Origin of the sequence: Myxococcus faecalis (genome assembly GCF_050039385.1) — a bacterium.
GTDB lineage: Bacteria > Myxococcota > Myxococcia > Myxococcales > Myxococcaceae > Myxococcus > Myxococcus fulvus.
Genome location: NZ_CP144336.1, coordinates 6,655,495 through 6,675,374, shown reverse-complemented (window position 1 = coordinate 6,675,374; position 19,880 = coordinate 6,655,495). Strand labels below are relative to the sequence as shown.

Annotated in this window: 20 protein-coding genes, 1 tRNA gene and 3 pseudogenes; 12 read left to right on the top strand and 12 right to left on the bottom strand. The window is 67.1% G+C overall.

Annotated elements, in window-relative coordinates:
• The first annotated feature begins 3 nt into the window (after nt 1-3).
• Entirely contained in the window at nt 4-786 is a 783-nt protein-coding gene (locus tag VZQ01_RS26830; RefSeq protein ID WP_426745050.1) for an IS66 family transposase, read from the top strand.
• Nucleotides 787-1,119: 333 nt separating this feature from the next.
• On the opposite strand, the gene VZQ01_RS26825 is transcribed toward VZQ01_RS26830, so the two are convergent.
• Entirely contained in the window at nt 1,120-1,959 is an 840-nt protein-coding gene (locus VZQ01_RS26825; RefSeq protein ID WP_426745049.1) for a recombinase family protein, read from the bottom strand.
• Nucleotides 1,960-2,103: 144 nt separating this feature from the next.
• Between VZQ01_RS26825 and VZQ01_RS26820 the strand changes: the two genes are divergently transcribed.
• From VZQ01_RS26820 to VZQ01_RS26805, 4 genes are read left to right on the top strand one after another with little or no spacing between them, the layout of a single operon-like run.
• Entirely contained in the window at nt 2,104-2,481 is a 378-nt protein-coding gene (locus VZQ01_RS26820; protein WP_426745048.1) for a transposase, read from the top strand.
• Nucleotides 2,478-2,903 (top strand): IS66 family insertion sequence element accessory protein TnpB, encoded by a 426-nt coding sequence (gene tnpB / locus VZQ01_RS26815; protein ID WP_426745047.1) that lies wholly within the window; start codon nt 2,478-2,480, stop codon nt 2,901-2,903. Before VZQ01_RS26820 ends, tnpB begins: the two co-directional genes overlap by 4 nt.
• Before the next feature lie 43 nt (nt 2,904-2,946).
• Complete coding sequence (gene tnpC, locus VZQ01_RS26810; protein WP_426745046.1) at nt 2,947-4,428, top strand: IS66 family transposase; 1,482 nt, start codon at nt 2,947-2,949, stop codon at nt 4,426-4,428.
• An 11-nt stretch (nt 4,429-4,439) separates the two neighbouring features.
• Nucleotides 4,440-4,796 (top strand): hypothetical protein, encoded by a 357-nt coding sequence (locus VZQ01_RS26805; protein ID WP_426749043.1) that lies wholly within the window; start codon nt 4,440-4,442, stop codon nt 4,794-4,796.
• 121 nt (nt 4,797-4,917) lie between these two features.
• On the opposite strand, the pseudogene VZQ01_RS26800 reads toward VZQ01_RS26805, so the two are convergent.
• The 3 genes and pseudogenes from VZQ01_RS26800 to VZQ01_RS43465 all read right to left on the bottom strand — a co-directional run.
• Nucleotides 4,918-5,250 (bottom strand): annotated as a pseudogene (locus tag VZQ01_RS26800) (recombinase family protein); the annotation flags it as partial.
• Nucleotides 5,237-5,425, bottom strand: coding sequence for a hypothetical protein (locus VZQ01_RS26795; protein ID WP_426745045.1), 189 nt, complete (start codon nt 5,423-5,425; stop codon nt 5,237-5,239). The gene VZQ01_RS26795 and the pseudogene VZQ01_RS26800, both read right to left, overlap by 14 nt.
• A 118-nt stretch (nt 5,426-5,543) precedes the next feature.
• Nucleotides 5,544-5,675 (bottom strand): annotated as a pseudogene (locus VZQ01_RS43465) (hypothetical protein); the annotation flags it as partial.
• Here VZQ01_RS43465 and VZQ01_RS26790 point away from each other — a divergent pair.
• Nucleotides 5,663-5,986, top strand: a pseudogene (locus VZQ01_RS26790) (transposase domain-containing protein); the annotation flags it as partial. The pseudogenes VZQ01_RS43465 and VZQ01_RS26790 overlap by 13 nt on opposite strands.
• A 55-nt stretch (nt 5,987-6,041) precedes the next feature.
• Here the strand turns inward: VZQ01_RS26790 and VZQ01_RS26785 are convergent.
• Nucleotides 6,042-6,167: a hypothetical protein gene (locus tag VZQ01_RS26785; RefSeq protein ID WP_426745044.1), complete on the bottom strand. Its 126-nt coding sequence runs from the start codon at nt 6,165-6,167 to the stop codon at nt 6,042-6,044.
• Nucleotides 6,168-6,501: 334 nt separating this feature from the next.
• Between VZQ01_RS26785 and VZQ01_RS26780 the strand changes: the two genes are divergently transcribed.
• The 3 genes from VZQ01_RS26780 to istB all read left to right on the top strand — a co-directional run bounded on the left by VZQ01_RS26780 (nt 6,502) and on the right by istB (nt 9,211).
• A complete protein-coding gene (locus VZQ01_RS26780) occupies nt 6,502-7,713 on the top strand; it encodes a helix-turn-helix domain-containing protein (RefSeq protein WP_426745043.1) in 1,212 nt (403 codons plus the stop codon).
• Complete coding sequence (locus VZQ01_RS26775) at nt 7,710-8,270, top strand: hypothetical protein (protein WP_223782506.1); 561 nt, start codon at nt 7,710-7,712, stop codon at nt 8,268-8,270. Before VZQ01_RS26780 ends, VZQ01_RS26775 begins: the two co-directional genes overlap by 4 nt.
• Before the next feature lie 263 nt (nt 8,271-8,533).
• Nucleotides 8,534-9,211 carry an IS21-like element helper ATPase IstB gene (gene istB / locus VZQ01_RS26770; RefSeq protein WP_426745042.1) on the top strand — a complete coding sequence of 226 codons (678 nt, stop codon included), beginning with the start codon at nt 8,534-8,536 and terminating at the stop codon, nt 9,209-9,211.
• Nucleotides 9,212-9,438: 227 nt separating this feature from the next.
• Here the strand turns inward: istB and VZQ01_RS26765 are convergent.
• Nucleotides 9,439-9,515: transfer RNA gene (locus VZQ01_RS26765), tRNA-Pro, on the bottom strand.
• Between the two features lie 267 nt (nt 9,516-9,782).
• Between VZQ01_RS26765 and VZQ01_RS26760 the strand changes: the two genes are divergently transcribed.
• Nucleotides 9,783-10,163 (top strand): response regulator, encoded by a 381-nt coding sequence (locus tag VZQ01_RS26760; RefSeq protein ID WP_046718495.1) that lies wholly within the window; start codon nt 9,783-9,785, stop codon nt 10,161-10,163.
• 10 nt (nt 10,164-10,173) lie between these two features.
• On the opposite strand, the gene rpe is transcribed toward VZQ01_RS26760, so the two are convergent.
• Nucleotides 10,174-10,830, bottom strand: coding sequence for a ribulose-phosphate 3-epimerase (gene rpe, locus VZQ01_RS26755; protein ID WP_408889180.1), 657 nt, complete (start codon nt 10,828-10,830; stop codon nt 10,174-10,176).
• Nucleotides 10,831-11,002: 172 nt separating this feature from the next.
• Here rpe and VZQ01_RS26750 point away from each other — a divergent pair, with 172 nt between their 5' ends.
• Nucleotides 11,003-12,532, top strand: coding sequence for a GAF and HD-GYP domain-containing protein (locus VZQ01_RS26750; protein WP_426745041.1), 1,530 nt, complete (start codon nt 11,003-11,005; stop codon nt 12,530-12,532).
• A gap of 249 nt (nt 12,533-12,781) precedes the next feature.
• Here VZQ01_RS26750 and pyk read toward each other — a convergent pair whose 3' ends face one another.
• The 4 genes from pyk to VZQ01_RS26730 all read right to left on the bottom strand — a co-directional run bounded on the left by pyk (nt 12,782) and on the right by VZQ01_RS26730 (nt 17,106).
• Entirely contained in the window at nt 12,782-14,209 is a 1,428-nt protein-coding gene (pyk, locus tag VZQ01_RS26745) for a pyruvate kinase (protein WP_223747194.1), read from the bottom strand.
• 101 nt (nt 14,210-14,310) lie between these two features.
• On the bottom strand, nt 14,311-15,015 hold the full coding sequence (locus VZQ01_RS26740; protein WP_408889178.1) for a hypothetical protein: 705 nt from the start codon (nt 15,013-15,015) through the stop codon (nt 14,311-14,313).
• A gap of 316 nt (nt 15,016-15,331) precedes the next feature.
• Nucleotides 15,332-16,789 carry an NFACT family protein gene (locus VZQ01_RS26735; RefSeq protein ID WP_426745040.1) on the bottom strand — a complete coding sequence of 486 codons (1,458 nt, stop codon included), beginning with the start codon at nt 16,787-16,789 and terminating at the stop codon, nt 15,332-15,334.
• A 98-nt stretch (nt 16,790-16,887) separates the two neighbouring features.
• Complete coding sequence (locus VZQ01_RS26730; RefSeq protein ID WP_046716140.1) at nt 16,888-17,106, bottom strand: hypothetical protein; 219 nt, start codon at nt 17,104-17,106, stop codon at nt 16,888-16,890.
• A gap of 363 nt (nt 17,107-17,469) precedes the next feature.
• Between VZQ01_RS26730 and VZQ01_RS26725 the strand changes: the two genes are divergently transcribed.
• Nucleotides 17,470-18,756, top strand: a complete 1,287-nt coding sequence (locus VZQ01_RS26725; RefSeq protein WP_223782509.1) for a glycoside hydrolase family 1 protein — start codon at nt 17,470-17,472, stop codon at nt 18,754-18,756.
• 16 nt (nt 18,757-18,772) lie between these two features.
• Here VZQ01_RS26725 and dusB read toward each other — a convergent pair whose 3' ends face one another.
• Nucleotides 18,773-19,795 carry a tRNA dihydrouridine synthase DusB gene (gene dusB, locus VZQ01_RS26720; RefSeq protein ID WP_223747191.1) on the bottom strand — a complete coding sequence of 341 codons (1,023 nt, stop codon included), beginning with the start codon at nt 19,793-19,795 and terminating at the stop codon, nt 18,773-18,775.
• Nucleotides 19,796-19,880: the final 85 nt, after the last annotated feature.

Genomic DNA, 19,880 nt, shown 5'->3' with positions numbered 1-19,880 from the left:
GCGATGGACTTCATCCTCGAGCTCTACCGCGTGGAAGCCCAGGCGCGGGACGCGGACCTCGTGGGCACCGCGGCGCACCGAGCGCTGCGCCAGGAGTCCAGCACTCGCATTCTCGCGCGTCTGTCGACGTGGCTCGCAGTCCAGACGCCGCGCCACCCGCCGAAGAGCCCCATGGGACAGGCCCTCTCCTACGCGACGAAGCAGTGGGAGGCCCTCACGCGCTTCGTCGACAACGAGCGGCTGCCTTTGGACAACAACCGCTCGGAGGCGGCGCTGCGAAAGGCAGCAATGGGAGTTTCATTGTGCGTCACCTCTTCGGGGCGTTGTCGACCGCTTCACGCGACGGCGGGGCTTGCTCGCGCCGCGAGGGCTCCTACGTCGCTTGTGGACGGCCTCAAGCACGTGTGTCGCTCGCAGGTCCTCCGCTCGAATCTGCCACGGAGCATCCGGCATCACCTGCTTGGCGGGGAGAAGCCCACACTGGATGAGTTTTCGAATGGCTTGGTTCGGCACGCCGAGGGCTGCGGCAGCATCCCGCATGGTGAGCCAGCCGCTGTCCTGCCGGCCAGAGGCGTAGGCTGGAATTCGGGCCGTCCGTCGGTACGCAGCGACGCGCCTATGGGTCCACGCAAGGCCGTGGCCAGTTCGGTGGCCCGCCTGGTTGAGACGTACCGCCATGGCCGCGTCCGACTGCTCGCCAGCCATCGCACGAATCATCGCATCGGCGTCGGCGGAGGCACGCTTGCGGTGCTCTCCCGTGGCGGGCTTGCGTGCTCGCACCTCTGAGTGCTGCCCACCCCGCCAGTGAATGATGAGCACCAGCTCTCGGCGAGCATCGTCGATGTCGACGACTACCTCCTCAATCAGGGTACGCACCAGTCGCTGCTTCAAGGCGGCATCCGCCCCTGAGGCGTCCCATGCTGTGCGCAGGTCGCCTGCCAAACGTAACAGCGCTTCGCGGTCCGGGACGGAGGCAGACGAAGGCTCCCGCTCACTGACGCGCTGCTCGCATGCACGCAGTTGCGTGAGTGCCGCATTCCATCGCGCTTCCAACTCGGCGGCGACGAGTCGATTGTCCGGGTCAACGGCTTCGTAGCGACGCTGTGCGAGACGCACCTCCTAGTTCGCCTGCTCCTTCTCGAGTTCGAGGGCGCGCCGCCGCTCGGCGTGTTGCTGCTGGGCAAGGTCCATGGCGGCTATTGCTGCTTCCACGGCGACGGGAGCGACGGCTCGCAGCACCTCGGCCGCAACGAGGTCGTCCGGCCGAGAGGAGCCGAAGGAGATGCAGGGCGCGGTGCCGTGGGCCTCCCGGCCCCGGTGACAGAGGTAGCGCGCGCGGCGCGGCGGACGCCCGGTGTACGCCACGAGGAGCATGCGCCCACAGCGGCGGCAACGCAGCAGGCCCGAGAGCAGGGCTCCTCCGCCTCTTGCCGACTTCGCGCTGCCAGCAGGGCGGCGGTGCGCGTTGCGCCGCAGGCGTTCCTGGTTGCGCTCGAACTCTTCCCAGCAAATGTAGCCTGCATGATGGTCTCTCAGCAGCACCGTCCATAGGTGCATGGGACGGGGGTGCCCGTAGCTCTTCGTAAGGCGCCCCTCGACAAGCTGGGTGCGCTGGGTCGACTTCCCATACGCATACACGCCTGCGTAGACAGGATTCTGTAACACGCTGATGATGTTGCGGTAGGTCGGTGGCGTCCAGCACCTGGGTGCCCCCCACCGCTTGCCATCGCTCGGCCGTGGGAACAGGTGGCGCTCACGGCACATGGACAGATGCACCTGCCGTGCGCTCTCCAGGCGCGCGAAGAGTCGGAATACCGTACGGATGGCTTCCTGCACGCGCCGGTCCGGGTCTATTTCCAAGGCAGGCCCCTGGGCCCACAGGTAACCGACCGGCACGGGAATATGGAGTTCTCCGCGCCGTGCCTTGGCCTGCGCTCCGTCGACGAGCCGGCGGCGCATCAGGGTCAGCTCGAATTCACTGATGGTCCCCTTCAGCCCGAGGAGTAGCCGGTCATTCGTAACTCCTCGCCGGAGCCCGTCGTGACAAGTGAGGCATGAGGTGAGGAGGTTGTCGCTCCCCGGCAGAGGAGCGAGTGAATGGACATGGAGCAGATGAGGGAGACGTTGCGAGCGCAGGCGAAGGCGCGAGCGGGAGTGGGAGTGAAGCTGCGGTTCGACGAGGCCTTCCGCGCGCAGGCGGTGGAGTACGTGAGGGGCCGGCAAGCGCAAGGGGTGACACAGGAGGCGGCGGCCAAGGAGTTGGGGATGTCGTCCTGGACGTTGTCGAGGTGGCACCAGCAGGTGCGGCGAGGAGGGGTGAGTCCCGAGGGAGGCAAGGAGACGTCGCGGGTGTTCCGCCCCGTCGCGGTGAAGCGCGAGGCAGAGCAGGAGCGCCCGGTGGTGCACGCTGCCGGGGGCGTGCGAGTGGAAGGATTGACGCTGAAGCAGGTGGCGCGGTTGCTGCGGGAGTTGGGGGGATGATTGGCTCCACCCGGCGGCTGGCGGTGTACGCGTATGGACAGCCGTGCGACATGCGCAAGAGCTTCGACACGCTGGCCACGCTGGTGACGGGCCACATGGGCCGCGACTTGCTGTCGGGTGACGTCTTCCTCTTCGTGGGGAGGAGTCGTCGCCGGGCCAAGGCCCTCTTCTTCGATGGTACGGGGCTGTGCCTGTTCTCCAAGCGCTTGGAGCGAGGCCGTTTCGCGGCCCTCTGGAAACACGAGGCACCGGGCTCGCCCGTGCAGTTGGCGCTCTCCGAGCTCGCGCTCTTCTTCGAGGGCAGCGAGCTCGTCGGGCGCGCTCCCGCCTCGGCGACACCGCTGTCCCTCTTCGCGCGAGCGCGTGGCCAGCGCGCAGGCGCGGATGCCGACAGCGCGCCCTTCGTCGGCACCGGGCGCTGACGCTTGCCTCCGGACGCACCGCCATGGCACATGCACGTAAGTCATGGCGGTGCACCTCACACAGGAGAAGGACGTGGAGCGGCTGCGACAGGCCGCCCTCCTGCTCGAAGCGGAGAATGCCCGGCTGGTGCGGCGCAACGTGGAACTCACCCGCGCGCTGCTGACGGCGCAGGGCACTGACGCCAGGCACCTCCAGCTACGACTGGCCGAGTTGGAGCGCCAGTTGGACAATGCGCGCGCCGCGCTCTTCGCGCCCTCCAGCGAGAAGCGCCCGGCCCCCAGGCCCGAGGCCGCATGCGCCCCCGAAGCGGTGCGGCGCGGCCATGGCCCGCGTGTGCAGCAGGCCCTCCCGCTGGTAGAGGTGGTGCACGTGCTGGACGAGGCCGACACGCAATGCCCCTCCTGCGGCGAGCAGTTGGCGCCCATGGAGGGCTGCTTCGAGGAGTCGGAGGAAGTCGACGTCCTCGAGCGCCGCTTCGTCCTCAAGCGCCACCGCCGGCAGAAGTACCGCTGCGCGTGCAACGCGTGCGTCGAGACGGCCCCTGGCCCCCAGAAGCTGCAGCCCGGCGGCCGCTACTCCCTCGACTTCGCCGTCGAGGTGGCCGCCTCCAAGTACCTGGACCACCTGCCGCTGGAGAGGCAGGTGCGCGCCATGGCGCGCGAGGGCCTCACCTGCGACAGCCAGACGCTGTGGGACCAGCTGGCGGCGCTGGTGCGTCTGCTGCTGCCCACCTACGACGCGCTGTGGGCCTACCAACTGCTGCGAGGAGTGCTGGGCGCGGACGAGACGCGCTGGCCGCTGCTGGGCAGCCAGGGCCAGGCGAAGTGGCACCTGTGGGCGCTCGCCTCGTCCACCGCCGTTGTCTACCGCGTGGCCGAGGGCCGCGGCGCCCAGGCGGCGCGCGAGCTGCTGAAGGGGTACTCTGGCCTGCTCATGACGGACGGCTACGCGGTGTACGACGCGCTGGCCGCCGCCAGCCAGGGGCGTTTCGGTGTCGCGCACTGCTGGGCCCACGCGCGAAGGAAGTTCCTGGAGTGCGGGGCGCCCGAGGCCGGCGTCGCACTTCACCTCATCGGCGAGCTGTACCGAATCGAGCGGGAGTACCGCACCGGGCCACCCGACGAAGCCCGCCTGCTGGCCCTCCGGCAGCAGCACAGCCGCCCTCTGCTGGAGCGCCTGCACGCGTGGGCCCTCGCGCAGACCGCGCTCCCCGAGTCGGGCTTCGGACGCGCGCTCGCGTACCTGGGCAAGCTGTGGCCAGGCCTCACCCGCTTCGTCAACGACGCGCGCGTGTCCCTGGACAACAACTCCACCGAGCGCGCCCTGCGGGGGCCCGTGGTGGGACGCAAGAATCACTACGGCAGCAGAAGCCGTCGTGGCACCCAGGCCGCCGCCCTCTTCTACTCACTGCTGGAGTCCGCGAAGCTGTGCGGCCTCGAGCCGAAAGCCTACCTGCGCGCCGCCGCGCTCGCCGCCCTGCGCGGGCAGCCGCCACTACTACCCCATCAGATGATGGCCCACTGAGGAGTTCCTCCATGGAGACGAAGATTTCGGCAACCCTCCTGGACTACGCCTCGCCGCTCTTCGAAGGCATGCCCCCCAGCGTGCCCCTCGAGCAACGTCGCAGCATCCTCCAGGTGGCCATCACCGTCTGGAATGCGCTCGTCACCGCGGCCTGGGGCGGGGAAGACTTGCTGCCGGACCTCTACCGCCGGCTCGACGCGCTACCAGAACCGGGCCGCTCCACCATGCGCGCTACCATCGACATGCTGGTGGCCCGCAAGCGCCAGCTCTTCGCCCGTGACTTGCGTGGCATCGGCGCCTGGGAACTCCGCCAGGCGCCGAACGGTGACGTCTCCCTTTGGGCAGAAGCTCGCGCCCCTCGCCGCTGATTCCCGCGCCGCCCCTTTCACGAATCTCCTCGCCGCACCAGACGGGGCGCGGCGAGGAGTTACGGTCATTCGGCACGCTCGGGTCATAGGCACCGTCGCCGTCGACAACGCGAGCATCCACAAGGCCACACAACTCCAGGAGGTGGTGCCACTCACGACCGTTGCGCGCCAGCCGGGAAGCCTCCAGGCAGAAGACGGCTCCAACGCGGCCCTGGCAAAGTTGTGCTACCAGCGCCTCGAAGCCCGGACGGGCGATCGTCCCGCTGGCCGAGCGGCCAAGGTCTTCATCGATGGTGACGACGTCACGGAATCCGTAGGCGCGCGCCAGGTCAGCGAGCGCATACTGGCGGCGCTGACTCTCCACGTTGTCCTGAACCTGCGCGACGGTGGATTGACGGACGTAGACGATGGCGCGCCGCTGCAGGACCGTCTCCGGCAACTCAGTACGGTTCATCGCCGGCCTCCGTCGCGGCGCCGTCGCCGCGGCTTGGCGGAGGCACCGTGCTCAGCAGGAGCTGCGCGAGCAGCAGTACCACTTGGTGGTGCTGCTCTTCGGTGACCCGGGGACTCGGCGCCCTTCCGAGCGGGAGCGAGAGCTGTTTCGGCTTCCTTTCCTGGTGGTTGGCCATGCGCGACCTCCACCCTCAAGCCTGAGGTGGTTGCCGACGCGTGCTCGGATGCCTGCGCGTCGAGCAACCGGCGCAAATCGCGAAGTGCCTCCAACGAAACCCGCGGAATGCCGAAAGTCAGCGTCGCGCAAGCCGCCCGCTCCAGCATCCAGGCGGGGACAACCGCTCGCGAGCCATCAAGCAGTTCGCAAATAGCGACTTGCTCTCCTTTGCGATGTTCTCGGTACAGGACTGGAACCTGCTGGCCCACCAAGGGGTGCCATTGGTATTGGACCTGGGCAACTTCCGCGATGCTTACGGCAGAATGAACGGGGCGTTGCTCTGGGCCGGAAGAACTTCCTCTCCGTCGGGCACGAAGCCGCCGGAGAGAACCTTGCGGGCCTCTACGCGCTGGTGGCCACCTGCGAGGCCAACGGCGTCAATCCCGAGGCGTACCTGGCCGACGTCCTGCTACGCGTCCAGACGCATCCCAACTCGCGCATCGCAGAGCTGCTGCCGCACGAGTGGAAGCGTCGGCAGACCACAGGTCCTCCCGAGTCGCACCTCCAACCCATTCCCTGAACACCCCTCCGGTCGTGGCGTCTACCGGGCACGGACCTCGTCCGTCTTCAACCGCTTACGCCACGTCGCTGACCGGACGGATACATCCTCGCTGCGTGGAGAACTCCTTCTGCGTCAGGCCGCTCGCCTCGAAGGCCTCGGCGACCTGGAACCACTCCTGCTTCTCAGCCGGCTTCGACATTCCGGCCAGGGTCCACCACGACTGCTACCTCGGCAATGCCTCCCGCCACGTCGCTCGCCGGACGGTTACGCAGCGACTGGCCGACAATGCGCGCCAAGTCCACCGAGCCCCACATGGTGGCAGTGCGAATGCGACCACCGACGTAGGACAAAGTGGGAGACAGAGCATGTCGGCACCGACATACTCTCTCCTACAATTTCCTCCGTAGACTCTTACGCCAGTCTACTTCCCCTAGCAGGGTTCCCCTTGCTCCTACATGTCAGTGGCACACTCGAACCCTGTTGGCATATCTTGAGGCAAATCTTCCGCTGAGAATGCTCACGCATGAGGAGCAATGCCATTACCCCCAGAAGAGATCGGACGGAGAATCAAGGAAGTACGGATTGAGGTTGGCTTTTCTCCGGCTCAGTTGGCCGCGATTCTCGGTGTCCAACCCATAGTGATTGAACAGCTTGAGTCTGGCATCTTGTCTCCTGTGCCTGGAGACTACATTCTGATTCTCGCCCAGGCACTCAAGACAGACTTTCGCTATTTTATCTCGCGAAGTCTCGATGACGTTGAGACGGGGATCAAGAAGCTATTTAGGGCGCTCGCAGCCCCTAATCCCAAAGATTTCTTAGCTCTTCGGCGCTTCATGTCGTTTGCAGCCGCAGAGCATGATCTAGAGATACTGCTCGGGTGTCCCAAGCCGTCTCCGCCTCCTGTGTACCGATTCGAAAAAAACATCCTACACAAGGATCAAGGAAAGCAGGCCGCACAAGCCGAAAGAAAGCGCTTAGGCTTAGGAAACGAGCCCATTTCGAACATCTTCGATTTGATGCGTCGGCAGGGAATCGGCCTGATGCGTCAGCGCCTAGAAGACGGAAATCTCTCAGGCGTTACGCTTCTCCATCCACGGGCTGGGGTTTGCGCCCTCATCAATTACGATGACGATTTGTTTCGGCAATTTTTCTCAGCCGCGCACGAGTATTGCCATGTCCTCTTTGAACGAGGCGTTCTTGATCGAGAAAGCTGTATCGTTTCGTACTACAACAATAGGGAATTAGGCCGGAGAGACAGCACACAAACACCCCAGTCTGAACGAGAAAGCCATTGGATAGAGCTGAGAGCGAATAATTTTGCCTCAGAGTTTCTTCTCCCCCTGAGCGCTCTAGACCGTTATCCCAAGCCCCAGACGACGGATGATGTGGCCGAACTTACCCTCAGAATTGGAAGAGACTACCGTATTAACACCGTGACGGTTGCGATCCGATTGAAGGACAAGGGCTGGATCTCTCAGAAAACATTGGAGTCCTTCAAGAAAGTTATGCCCAAGCGAATCCCGCGGAGCGAGAAGCGCGACCCGGAAGTTCCTCTTGGTCTAACTCAGCAACAGTATGAGCGCCGTCAAGTTGCCACAGAATATGGCACGAGTTCCTATTACCTGGAGCTCCTTCGCCGTGCCGTGTCTAGCAATTTGATTACCATGGGACGGTTTACAGAAATGCTAGACATGACTCCTCGGCAGGCGGCATCCTTTGCTGTGGAAACGGGAATCGCTCTATGACGCTCGCTCAAGGCAAGGTCGGCCTTTGGATGCTAGATAGCTCGACCTTTATCCATTCCCTTATTATCGAGCAAACACGACTGGTCGTAACTCTGAGAAATCCCATAGCTTTCCCTGAGTATGTGTTCAAGGTTGAGTTGCTGGGTGAAAGAGCCCACCCTGAAACCCAGGAGATAGCAAGAGCGGTCGTCACTTCTGGTCAAATCACATTAAGGAACTTGACTCTTGGCGATCTTGATCGAATTGCACAACTGAACGCCCCAAGAAAGGCAGGCCTCGGCGAATTGGCCTGTGCAATCATCGCAGGACGAGAAGGTGGTGGCGTACTGTGTGATGACTGGAAATGTCGCAACTGGATGTCTGCCAACACAACCCCGCTCGTTGAATGGCAGAGCATTGAGGATGTGCTACTTGAGGCGGCCGAGCGTGCCCATCTGAGCGAATATGAACTCGAAGACCTTCAAAAAAGGCTACTGAGCAACCGCTATCACTGTCGCTTCGACCTGCGCAATGAACATCTGATGCGTTCCCTGAGCAGAAAGACTCCGGATACGTAAATAGATCAAGGGCCGTGCATAGCGGGGCTCTCGACATCGCCTTCACAAGGAACTACTCGCAGTAGCGGGGAGGCAGCATCTTTCCTTCCCGCAGCACAAAGTGCGCATGCGACCGGAAGGTGTTGCCATCAGCGAGCTCTTCTCAAGGGAAATGCCAACTGGAAACTCCGCCTACGCTTGCTTCGAAAAGCGTGCGATAAGTTCCTGGCACTTGGTCTTCCATCCCTGATGATGCAGTTTGGGTTTCTCGACGTCAGCAGGCGGTGGACGACAACCTCTCCCACTCCGAATTCCTCTACCGGCTGCTGGGAGACGAGGTGGAGCGCCGCGACTCCAAGCAACTCTCCCAGCGCGTGCGTCGCGCCTCCTTCGAGCACGCCAGGTCGCTGGAGGACTTCGACTTCCACTTCAACCCCAGCGTGCCCAAGGCCAAAGTGCTGGAGCTGGGCACCTGCGGCTTCCTCGAGCGCCACGACAACGTGCTCATCGTCGGCCCCACCGGCGTGGGCAAGTCCCACCTGGCGCAGGCTCTCGGCCACCGCGCGTGCCGTGCTGGCTTCAGCACCCTATACGTCGGCACCCACGAACTGCTCATGCAGTTGCGCTCCGCCCGGGGCGACGGCTCCTACGACAAGCGCCTCTTGCGCTTCACCTCGCCGGACCTGCTCATCATCGATGACCTCGGCCTGCGCGGGCTGACACAGGACGAGCCGGTGGACCTCTACGAAGTCGTCCGACAGAGGTACGAGCGCAAGAGCACTGTCATCACCTCCAATCGCGCAATCGAAGAGTGGCCTCCGCTCTTCGGGGACCCGCTGATGGCCAGCGCCGCCATGGATAGGCTGCTGCACCACTCGCATGTCCTGGTCATCGAAGGCGACAGCTACCGCAATCCGCCTCCCGTCCGGCGCCGAAAGGCCGCCGCTGCGGAAGCGCGCTAGCCACGGCGTGGATCCGCTTGGCCGACCCCGACCTCGTCAACGCCGCGAACTTGAGCAGCGGCTCCCTGACGAGCTCAGCAACCCGATCCGCTTGGCCGACCCTCCCGCAGTCCATGACCCCGGTCCTTGACACAAACCCGCCCACAGCAGCCTCGGGTCGAGCAACCGTCGGGCCCCTAAACGGCAACGGGCTGGAGACCCCGAAGGATCTCCAGCCCGTCAAATCATGGTCGGGGAGACAGGATTTGAACCTGCGACCCCTTGGTCCCGAACCAAGTGCTCTACCAGGCTGAGCCACTCCCCGATATGTCCGTCCGCCGGCGGGTACTCCTCGGGACCGGCGAAAGTGCGGCGGTAGTACCCGAGCCTCACGGCTGAGTCAACGTCCTCGGATCACCTTTTCTTTCCCCCTCCCCACCTCCCCACCCTCCTGCGGTCCGAAAAGACCCTCGCTCCTCCCCTCGCCCCTTGCCCCCCTCTAACAATTGTCCTGACATTCCGATAGTTCCGGATATATTCACCAGTCCCCTCTGGGCCGAGAAGGCAGCTGGCCGTGCAGCTCCATACGAACATGCCCCCCGTCGTCCTCATCTCCGATGATGAACCGCTCATCGTGTCGGCCCTCGCCCGGGAGGCGAAGCGGTCCGGCCTGACGTGCATCTCGGACACGACGTCGGAGCGCGTCCTCGAGCTGGCCCGCCTCCACCGGCCCGCCGTCATCATCCTGGACATCAACCAGCACCAGGACGGCCGCGACCTGCTCGCCCAGCTCAAGCAGGACCCCGCCACCCGCGAGTGCAAGGTCATCATCCTCAGCGGCGTCGAGGACCAGTTCACCCGCCACGTCTGCTTCGAGCTCGGCGCCGACGACTACGAGGTGAAGCCCTTCGACCCCACCTTCATGACCCGCGTCGCTCGACTCGCCACCACCGTGGCTCGCACCCGGGCCTGAAACCCCGCCGTCACCCCCGGAGCGAACGGATGGCCGCCGCCCGGTCCTTCGCCCCGAAGACGTAGCTGCCCGCTACCAGCACCGTCGCCCCCGCCTCCACCACCTTCTTCGCCGTCTCGGCGTTGATGCCCCCGTCCACCTCGATGTCCGTGGACAGCCCCCGCGCGTCCAACATCGCGCGCAGCCGGCGCACCTTGTCCACCGTCGACTCGATGAACCCCTGCCCCCCGAACCCGGGGTTCACGCTCATCAACAACACCATCTCCACGTCCCCCAGCACCTCCTCGATGGCCGACAACGGCGTGCTCGGGTTCAACACCACCGCCGGCTTCGCCCCCGCGTGACGAATCTGCTGCAGCGTGCGGTGCAGGTGCGGGCTCGCCTCCACGTGCACCGTCAGCACGTCCGCCCCCGCCTTCGCGAAGGCCTCCACGTACTTCTCCGGCTCGACAATCATCAGGTGCACATCCAACGGCTTCGTCGCCGCCCGCTTGATGGCCTCCACCACCACCGGCCCTATCGTGAGGTTCGGCACGAAGCGCCCATCCATCACGTCGACGTGAATCCAATCGGCGCCCGCGGCTTCGATGTCGCGGACCTCCTCGGCCAGGCGACCGAAGTCTGAAGACAACAGCGAGGGCGAGATTCGGACAGGGCGGCGGCTCATGGGGGCGCTACATACCCCGCTCCCTTTCACCCCGACAGCGAAGGAATTCCCCGACGTCCGTTCTAAAGCAGAAAACCAAGCAGGTCGGGCCCCAGGGCGACCACCTGCCCGGGCGTGTTACAACCTTGGAATCCTGCACAACCGCAGGACACACCTCGCCCGGAGCCACCCGGTGCCCTCTTCCGCCCTCGCGCAGCAGCCGACTCCGCCGCAGCCCGACCTCACCCGCCGCCTGGCGAAGCTCACGTCCATCCTCGACGTGGCCAAGGCCATGAGCGCCGAGCGGGACTTGGACCTGCTGCTGCCGCTCATCCTCTACGAGGCCACCAAGGTGGTGGAGGCGGACCGGTGCTCGCTCTTCATCCTGGACCGCGAGCGCAACGAGCTGTGGAGCAAGGTGGCCCAGGGCTCGAAGAACGAAATCCGGCTCCCCGTGGGCAGCGGCATCGCCGGACAGGTCGCCCACACCGGCACCATCATCAACATCCCCGACGCCTACGCGGACACCCGCTTCAATCGCTCGTTCGACGTCTCCAGCGGATACCAGACGAAGACCATCCTCTGCGTCCCCATGCGCGACGCGAATGGCGACGTCACCGGCGTCATCCAGGCCCTCAACAAGCTCGATGACCTGGCCTTCAACGCCGAGGACGAGGAGCTGCTGCTCGCGCTGGGCGCGCAGGCCGCGGGCGCCATCGAGAACGCCCTGCTCCACGAGGAGATCAACCGCCTGTTCGAGGGGTTCGTCTCCGCGTCCGTCGTCGCCATCGAGCAGCGGGACCCGACCACGGCGGGTCACTCGGGCCGCGTCGCCGACCTCACCGTGTCCCTGGCCCAGGCGCTGGAGCACCAGTCCACCGGCCCGTATACCCAGGTGCGCTTCTCCGCCACCGAGATCCAGGAGCTGCGCTACGCGTCGCTCCTGCACGACTTCGGCAAGGTCGGCGTGCGGGAGAACGTCCTCGTCAAGGCGGAGAAGCTCTATCCGCATGAGCTCGAGGTGCTGCGCGCCCGCTTCCAGCTCGCTCGCAAGGATTTGCAGCTGCAGAGCTACCGGCGGCGGTTCGAGGCGGTGAAGAAGCGCGGGGACTCGGCGCTCGCGGAGATTGAAGCCGAGGAGACCGAGCGGCTCGACACGGAGCTCAAGCACCTGCACGAGGTGTTCGAGTTCGTCCTCACCTGCAACCAGCCCACGGTGCTGGCGCAGGGCGGCTTCGAGCGGCTCACGGAGCTGGGCCACCTGAACTTCCAGGACGACGCGGGCCAGACGCAGCCGCTGCTCCTGCCGCGCGAAATCCAGTCGCTCTCCATCCCCCGCGGCACCCTCTCCGCCGACGAGCGCCGCGAAATCGAGAGCCACGTCGAGCACACCTACCGCTTCCTCACACAGATTCCGTGGACGCGCGCCCTGCGCCGCGTGCCCGAAATCGCGTACGCGCACCACGAGAAGCTCGACGGCACCGGCTACCCCCGCGCCATCCCCGACCGCACCATCCCCGTCCAGTCGCGCATGATGTCCATCTCCGACATCTACGACGCACTCACCGCCAGCGACCGTCCCTACAAGAAGGCCGTGCCGCACACGCTCGCGCTCGACATCCTCAAGAAGGAGACGCAGAACGGGCAGCTCGACCCCGAGCTGTTCAAGATCTTCGTCGAGGCCGAGATTCCCCGCCGCGCCCTGAAGCACGCGCCGAAGTAGCGGACCGGCTTCTCTGGCACAGCTCATTCACCAGCTCCGCCCTCGCCGAGGGCTCGGCCGTCGAAGCACGGCGTAGGAGCTCCACCCTCGCCGAGTCCAGGCCTGGCCTGGCCTGGCGGGCGACGGTTCGCTCCGGCTCCGCCCTCGTCCAGGACTCGGCCCTCGAAGCACGGCACTTCACTGACCTCAGAAAACAAATGGGGCCCGCCGCGCGAAGCAGCGAGCCCCAGGTCCTCACGGCGTCAGGCTTCAGCCGATGGTGTGCAGCCGCAGGCTGTTGATCTTCCCCGGCTGCCCCACGGGCGCGCCGTAGACGATGACGATGCGGTCACCCTTGCGACCCAGTCCGCGCGCGAGCAGCTCCTCCTCCACGCGGCGCACCATCGCCTCCGTGTCCTGGATGGGCTCGAGCACCCGCGGCACCACGCCCCACAGGAGCGCCAGTCGCCGACGGACCTCCTGGTTCGGGCTGAACGCCACAATCGGCACCGTCGGCCGGTAGTGCGACAACAGCCGCGCCGTCACACCCGACAGGGTGAAGGCCGCAATCAGCGACGCGTTGCTCGCCTTCGCCGCCTCGCACGCCACGCGCGCGATGACGTCCGGGAAGTGCGAGGGCACGCCCAGCGGCGCGTCGATGCGCGGCGACAGCCCCTGCACCCGCGACGAGGACTCCGCCGCCAGGATGATGCGCTCCATCATCTGCACGGACTCGATGGGGAACTTGCCGCTCGCCGTCTCGCCCGACAGCATCACCGCGTCCGCGCCGTCGAACACCGCGTTCGCCACGTCGCTCGCCTCGGCGCGCGTGGGACGCGGGTTGTCGATCATCGAGTTCAACATCTGCGTCGCCACGATGACCGGCAGGCCGCGCAGGTTCGAACGCCGGATGATGTCCTTCTGCACCGCCGGCACCTCCTCGGGCGGAATCTCCACGCCCAGGTCGCCGCGCGCCACCATCACCCCGTCCGTCTTGTCCAGGATGGCGTCCAGCCGCGCAATCGCCTCCGGCTTCTCCAGCTTGGCGATGATGGGCACCGTGCGGCCCACCTCGGCCATCGCCTGACGGGCCGTGTCCAGGTCGGAGGGCTGCCGCACGAACGACAGCGCGATGTAGTCCACGCCCGCCTTGATGCCGAAGACCAGGTCCTCACGGTCCTTCGGTGTCAGCGCCTCCGCGCGCACCGCCACGCCGGGCAGGTTGATGCCCTTGTTGTTCTTCAGCGTGCCGCCGTGGATGACCTCCGTCTTGATGAGCTTCTGCTTGTCCGTGTGGAGCACCTTCAGCTCCAGCAGGCCGTCATCCAACAGGATGCGGTCCCCCGGATTCACGTCCGCCGCCAGGAACGGGTACGTCGTCGACACGATGTCGTCCGTGCCCGGCACCGTCTCGTCCGTGGTGATGTGGAAGGTGCCCCCCTCCTTCAGCTCCGTGCTGCCCTGGGTGAAGCGGCCCGTGCGAATCTTCGGGCCCTGCAAATCACCCAGGATGCCCACCGCCTTGCGCACCTTCAGCGAGGCCGCGCGCAGCTTGGCGATGTTCTCCGCGTGCTGCTCGTGGCTGCCGTGGGAGAAGTTCAACCTCGCCACGTCCATGCCGTTCTCCAGCAGCGCCTCCAACATCTCCTGGCTCTGACTCGCGGGCCCGAGGGTGCAGACAATCTTCGCTCGTCGCATATGGCTCGGGAGGATGGGTGGACCTCATGGAGGCGTCAAGCACGCACCACGGGTCGCTTCGCTCGGTAAACCGGTAAATGAGCCAGCGAGCAGAAGAGCCATCAACCGCGCAACAACACGCCCAGGTTCTCCCGCTCCCAGCGCAGCGCCGCCGTGTAGTGCGGGTACGTGCGCTCGCGCTCCCGGAAGGCGCGCGGATGGTGGACGCGGCGCCCGCCCCGCCCCGTGCTCGGGAAGAGCTGATGGAGCATCTCGTGGTAGACGATGAACTCCACGAAGAAGGCCGGCACCTCGGGCCTGTCCAGCGCGGGATGGATGCGAATCTCCCGCGTCTGATGGTCGTACACGCCCAGGCGGATGGACTTCCGACGCCGCCGGGGCGGCATGCGCCCCCAGCCGATGCGCGCCTGGATGACGTTGTCGAAAAATGTCGCGTTGACCCCGTTGTAAAGCGCCTGCAGGTCGAAACAGCGACCCAGCGGGTTCAGGTCCGCGTCGGATTCGCGCCGCACCTGACGGATGCGCGGCTGCTGTCCCCGGATGTACTCGTCCAGCAGCACGCCCGCGGTGCGGTGGCCCCGGCCCGCGTAGTCCGCCACCGCGCGCACCACCGTCTCCGGCGCGTCCAGGAACATGTGGTGCAGGCGCAGCTGCAGCGCGTTGCCTCCCCGACGGAAGGACACCATGGTGGAGCGGTTGTCCGTCACCGCCAGCTTCACCGGCATCCCCAGCTCCGCGCTCAGCCGCCACGCGAGCGACTCCGCGCGGTTCCACATGTCCTCGCGCGTGGAGGAGACGTTGAGCATGCGCGGCGCTTCCTCGGGCACCCGGTTGCGGGGCGGAGGAGGACGGGGCGCCGGGGGCGCCAGCTGCGCCTCGAGCTCCGCGACGACGTCCGGGGCGCGCGGCTCCGCGGCCGCCGCCGTGGCCCGACTGGCCGCGGAGAGGCCGCGTGGGAACAGGGACATCTGACGGAAAAACTCGGAGGTCACTCGTCGCGCATCGTACCCGCCAAGGCTCCGGACTCAAGGCCGCAGGCCCCTGCCCGCCTGCCCTCCGTCAGCCCGTCAACCGCGTCCGCCCCGAGTCCCCGGGTGATTCACACTCCGGGGGCGGCATCCGTCACGGAGCGGGCACCTCGGTGTGACGGGACTTGAGCAGTCGCTCCAGCCGCTCGGGCTCCATGCGCACCACGAAGGTCTTCTCGCGCGTGTACGTCACCTGCCCGTGCGCGCCGCCCTTCACCTTGCGCACGAACTTCACCGGCACGTAGCTCACCTCGCCCCGGGGCTCGCCCTTCGCCCCCGAGTGGTGCAGCGCCAGGTGCGCCGCGTCGAGCAGCGCCTCCTGCGCGGGCTCCTGTCCCTTCTCCAGGGGCAGCACCACGTGGCTGCCCGGCACGCCGCGCGCGTGCAGCCACAGGTGCCAGGGCCGCGCGAGCTTGAAGGTGAGCGTGTCGTTGTCCTCCGAGCCCCGGCCCACCCAGATGCGCGCGCCCGCGTGGCCCACGTACTCCTTGAAGGGCCGGCCCTCCGGCGTCGCCTCGCCGCCCGCGGAGACGTGCAGCACCTCCACCTGGGCCAACAACATCGCCTCGTCCATGCGCTCCACCTGCTCCAGCGCGGCCTGGGCGTGGGCGACCTCGCGCGCCAGCTCCGCCTCGCGGTGGCGCGCCTGCTCCACGCCGCGCAGGAGGCGCCGGTACTGGTGGAAGTGCCAGTCCGCCTCCTCCTTGGGCGTGCGCTTCGGGTCCAGCGGCACCCGGACCTCCTGGGCGCCCTCCTCCGTGTACTCGGTGAGCGTCACCTCGGTGGCGCCGCGCTTGAGGCGGAAGAGGTTCTGCGCGAGCAGCTCCCCCAGCCGGCGGTGCTTCTCCGCCTCCGGCCCGCGCGCGGCCTCCGCCCTCACCTTCTCCAGGGTGCGCGAGGAGCGCTTGAGGCGGGCGCGGTACGGCTGCGCGAGGCGGCGGCGGATGGACTCGGCGCGGCTCTGCTGGTCGCGGGCGCCGAGCAGCCGCTCGGCCGCGTGGGAATAAGGGAGCACCTCTCCCGCTGTTGGCACCAGGCGGGAGGCGACCTTGAGCGCCTTCTCCAGCGCCTCGGCGGGCATGGGCTCCGGCGGTGTCCACGCAGCGCCTGGGTACAGATTGCGGCGGGGTCCGAAGCCCTCGCCCGAGAGCATCAGCACCCGGTTCTGCTCGCTCGAGAGGAGGAATCCCCCCGGAGAGCCCAGCTCCATCACGAGGTGACGGCGCACCTCCTCGCGCTCGAAGTCGAGCCGCACCACGCGCTCGGCCTCCATGAAGCGGGCGCCGGTGAGCTTCGCGCCGGTCAGCTCGTGGCGGAGCCAGCGCTGGAAGGGGGCGGGCTCGCCCGGCGTGGGGAAGCGGGAGGTGGCGGCGGAGACGCGGGCCAGGTCTCCCTCCGCGCACAGGCACAGGAGGATGGAGCGTCCGGGGACCCGCAGCTCCAGGTAGGCCAGCCTCGGCAGGGGGCACCAGGCCTTCTGGGCCACCGCACCCGTCAGCTGACTGCCCACCTCCGCCACCACCTGTGAGAGCTCCACGGGACGCAGCGACACGGGCAACCTCCTGTCCGGACAAAAGAAAAACGGCCCGGCGGGTTTCGCCGAGCCGTTCACCGGACGTCAACCGACGTCCGCGAATGACGACCTGCTGCTCAGGACTCCGGCGTAACCGGGGCCGCCGTCGCGCTGGTCTTCTTCGCCCGGGCCGCCTTCTTACGGGCGGGGGCCTTCTTGGCGCGAGCCGCCGTCTTACGGGCGCCGCCCTTCTTGGCCGCGGCCTTCTTGGTCGCGGTCTTGCCAGCCGTCTTGCGGGTGGTCGTCTTCTTAGCCTTCGCGCTGGTCTTCTTCGCGGTCTTCTTCTTGGCGGCCATCAGAACCCTCCATGTGATTTGGCCCCAGTCAACCGGGGCCCTGCACTCTTCCTGATGAAAGTGAGTGCTTGAAGTGAATGGTACGGGCGACACACCAGTGTGTCAACGCATGGTGATGTATTGCATCGCGCGGCGAGGCCGATTTTTCGGCATCGAGCGGTGCCGAGGGCCTCGAACGGAGGTTCGCGGACACTTCGGAGGCGCGTCGCCGAATCGCGCGCGAGGCCGATTTTCCGGCTCCGGACGCGACGGAGGCCTTCGCTTCCGCGCTCGCGCGGACGCACTGTCGGCTGCCGCGCAAAGGCCCGAGCGGCACGCGGCGCTTTTCGCGAGGGAGGTCGGCGTCTACGGTGCGCGGCCACGATGAGGACCCCCGAGCGCACCTTCCCCGCGGACTTCACCTTCGGCGTCGCGACGTCGGCGTACCAGGTGGAGGGCGGCATCGAGAACGACTGGGCCGAGTGGGAGCGCGCTGGAAGATTGAAGGAGCCCCACGCGCGCTGCGGGCGGGCGGTGGACCACTGGAGCCGCTACGAGGAGGACTACCGGCTGGCGACGGCGGTGGGGGCCACCGCGTTCCGCATCTCCCTGGAGTGGGCGCGAATCGAGCCTGAGCGCGGGCGCTTCGACGAGGCGGCGCTCGAGGGGTACCGGGAGCGGCTCCTCAAGATGAAGGCCCATGGCCTCACGCCGGTGGTGACGCTGCACCACTTCACCCACCCCACCTGGTTCCACCGCGAGACGCCGTGGCACCAGCCCGAGAGCGTGGAGGTCTTCCGCCGTTATTCCCGCCGGTGCGCGGCGCTGCTCGAGGGGCTGGACGCGCGGGTCATCACCTTCAACGAGCCCATGGTGCTCCTGCTGGGCGGCTACCTGCAGGGCGCCATCCCCCCGGGAATCGCCGACGGGGCGCTCACCATGAAGGCGCTGGAGAACCTGGTGCGCGCGCACGTGGTGGCCCGGCGGGAAGTGGGCGAGAGGCTGGGCCGGGTGGAGACGGGCATCTCCCAGAACATGCTGGCCTTCGCGCCGGACCGCTGGTGGAACCCGCTGGACCGCGCGCTGGTGCGGCTGGGGGGCCAAGCCTACAACCACGCCTTCCATGAGGCGCTGTCCACCGGGAAGCTGCGGGTGAACATGCCGGGGGTGGCCACCACCCGCGTGGACATCCCGGAGGCGCGCGACTCGGCGGAGTTCGTGGGGGTGAACTACTACAGCCGCGCGCACCTGCGCTTCGTGCCCCGGCCGCCGTTCATCGAGTTCAAGTACCGCGACACCCAGGGGCGGGGCCTGACGGACATCGGCTGGGAGGACTGGCCCGAGGGCTTCCTCCAGACGCTGCGCGACGTGAAGCGCTACGGCAAGCCGGTGTGGATTACGGAGAACGGCATCGACGACCGGAGCGGGACGCGCAGGCCCCAGTACCTGCACACCCACCTGGGACAGGTGCTCGCCGCGCGGGCCGAGGGCGTGGACGTGCAGGGCTACCTCTATTGGAGCCTGCTCGACAACTTCGAGTGGCTGGAGGGCTGGGGCCCGCGCTTCGGCCTCTACCACGTCGACTTCGACACGCTGGAGCGCAGGCCCACGCCCGCGTGCGACTACTTCCGGCGGGTGGCCACCGGGCGGAAGCTCGTGGCCCCGCTGTAAGAAGTTCCGGGCCCGCTCAGCCGAGCGCGGCCCGGTAGTCGACGTCCTGCTCCTCCTCGGAGGCCGCGCCCGAGTTCGAGGCGCGGTCCGCGGTGGCGAAGAAGGCGCGCACCGCGTCGGCGACGGCCTCCGGTGCGTCCAGGGTGTTCACCCGGGCCCGGAAGACCGCCGCGCCCACCAGGCCATGGGCGTACCAGCCCAGGTGCCGGCGGAACGAGCGCACCGCGCCGAGCGGGTCCCCCACGAAGGCCAGGTGCGCATGGAAGTGCTCCAGCACCAGGGCGCAGCGCTCCTCGGGGGTGGGCGGCTCGCCTCCGTTCAGCTCGCGAAAAATCCAAGGGTTGCCCAGGGCCGCGCGGCCAATCATCACGAAGTCGCACCCGGTGGTCTCCAGCATCCGGCGCGCGTCCTCGCAGCTCTTCACGTCGCCGTTGCCGAACAGGGGCAGCTCGGGGAAGTGGCGCTTCACGTCGGCGATGACGCTCCAGTCGGCGCTGCCCGAGTAGCCCTGCTCGCGGGTGCGAGGGTGGATGGCCAGCCCCGCGCAGCCCGCCTCCTGGAGGGCCTCCGCCATCTGGAGGTAGTTGCGGGAGCGGGCGTCCCAGCCCGAGCGAATCTTGCAGGTGACGGGCAGGCCCGAGGCCTCTCGCATGGCGCGGACGATGGCGGCGGCGCGGGGCGGGTCGGAGAGCAGCGCGCTGCCGGCGCCGTTCTTGGTCACCTTCTTCACGGGGCAGCCCATGTTGATGTCGAGCAGCTGGGCGCCGTGGGACCTGCCGACGCTGGCGGCGAGCCCCATGGCCTCCGGGTCTCCTCCATAGAGCTGGAGCGAGTAGGGCTTCTCCACCTGGGCGTCGAAGCGCAGGTACATCAAGGTGCGCTGGTTGGCCCGCATCAGGCCCTGCGAGCTGACGAGCTCGGTGGGGCACAGGGCGGCGCCCATGCGGAAGGCGAGCACCCGGTAGGGCATCTCGGAGACCCCGGCCATGGGGGCGAGGACGTAGGGATTCGCGAGCGTGAAGGGGCCGAGTCGCAGCATGGGGCCTGAGGAACCTAGCGGAATCGAAAGAACCGGTCGCGGGATGTGCGCTCCGGACTGCGCAACCGCCCTTCAACGGTTAAGG

Bases quoted from the DNA above. Each gene is read 5' to 3' on its own strand.
- VZQ01_RS26740 (WP_408889178.1), bottom strand. From the start codon at position 15,015: ATGCTCAACGTCTCCTCCACGCGCGAGGACATGTGGAACCGCGCGGAG.
- VZQ01_RS26760 (WP_046718495.1), top strand. From the start codon at position 9,783: ATGCCCCCCGTCGTCCTCATCTCCGATGATGAACCGCTCATCGTGTCG.
- VZQ01_RS26795 (WP_426745045.1), bottom strand. From the start codon at position 5,425: ATGGCCAACCACCAGGAAAGGAAGCCGAAACAGCTCTCGCTCCCGCTC.
- VZQ01_RS26730 (WP_046716140.1), bottom strand. From the start codon at position 17,106: ATGGCCGCCAAGAAGAAGACCGCGAAGAAGACCAGCGCGAAGGCTAAG.
- tnpC (WP_426745046.1), top strand. From the start codon at position 2,947: ATGGCGGTGCACCTCACACAGGAGAAGGACGTGGAGCGGCTGCGACAG.
- dusB (WP_223747191.1), bottom strand. From the start codon at position 19,795: ATGCTGCGACTCGGCCCCTTCACGCTCGCGAATCCCTACGTCCTCGCC.
- VZQ01_RS26725 (WP_223782509.1), top strand. From the start codon at position 17,470: ATGAGGACCCCCGAGCGCACCTTCCCCGCGGACTTCACCTTCGGCGTC.
- VZQ01_RS26780 (WP_426745043.1), top strand. From the start codon at position 6,502: ATGCCATTACCCCCAGAAGAGATCGGACGGAGAATCAAGGAAGTACGG.
- VZQ01_RS26830 (WP_426745050.1), top strand. From the start codon at position 4: ATGGACTTCATCCTCGAGCTCTACCGCGTGGAAGCCCAGGCGCGGGAC.
- VZQ01_RS26820 (WP_426745048.1), top strand. From the start codon at position 2,104: ATGGAGCAGATGAGGGAGACGTTGCGAGCGCAGGCGAAGGCGCGAGCG.
- rpe (WP_408889180.1), bottom strand. From the start codon at position 10,830: ATGAGCCGCCGCCCTGTCCGAATCTCGCCCTCGCTGTTGTCTTCAGAC.
- VZQ01_RS26825 (WP_426745049.1), bottom strand. From the start codon at position 1,959: ATGCGCCGCCGGCTCGTCGACGGAGCGCAGGCCAAGGCACGGCGCGGA.
- VZQ01_RS26805 (WP_426749043.1), top strand. From the start codon at position 4,440: ATGGAGACGAAGATTTCGGCAACCCTCCTGGACTACGCCTCGCCGCTC.
- tnpB (WP_426745047.1), top strand. From the start codon at position 2,478: ATGATTGGCTCCACCCGGCGGCTGGCGGTGTACGCGTATGGACAGCCG.
- VZQ01_RS26785 (WP_426745044.1), bottom strand. From the start codon at position 6,167: ATGTCGAAGCCGGCTGAGAAGCAGGAGTGGTTCCAGGTCGCCGAGGCC.
- VZQ01_RS26775 (WP_223782506.1), top strand. From the start codon at position 7,710: ATGACGCTCGCTCAAGGCAAGGTCGGCCTTTGGATGCTAGATAGCTCG.
- pyk (WP_223747194.1), bottom strand. From the start codon at position 14,209: ATGCGACGAGCGAAGATTGTCTGCACCCTCGGGCCCGCGAGTCAGAGC.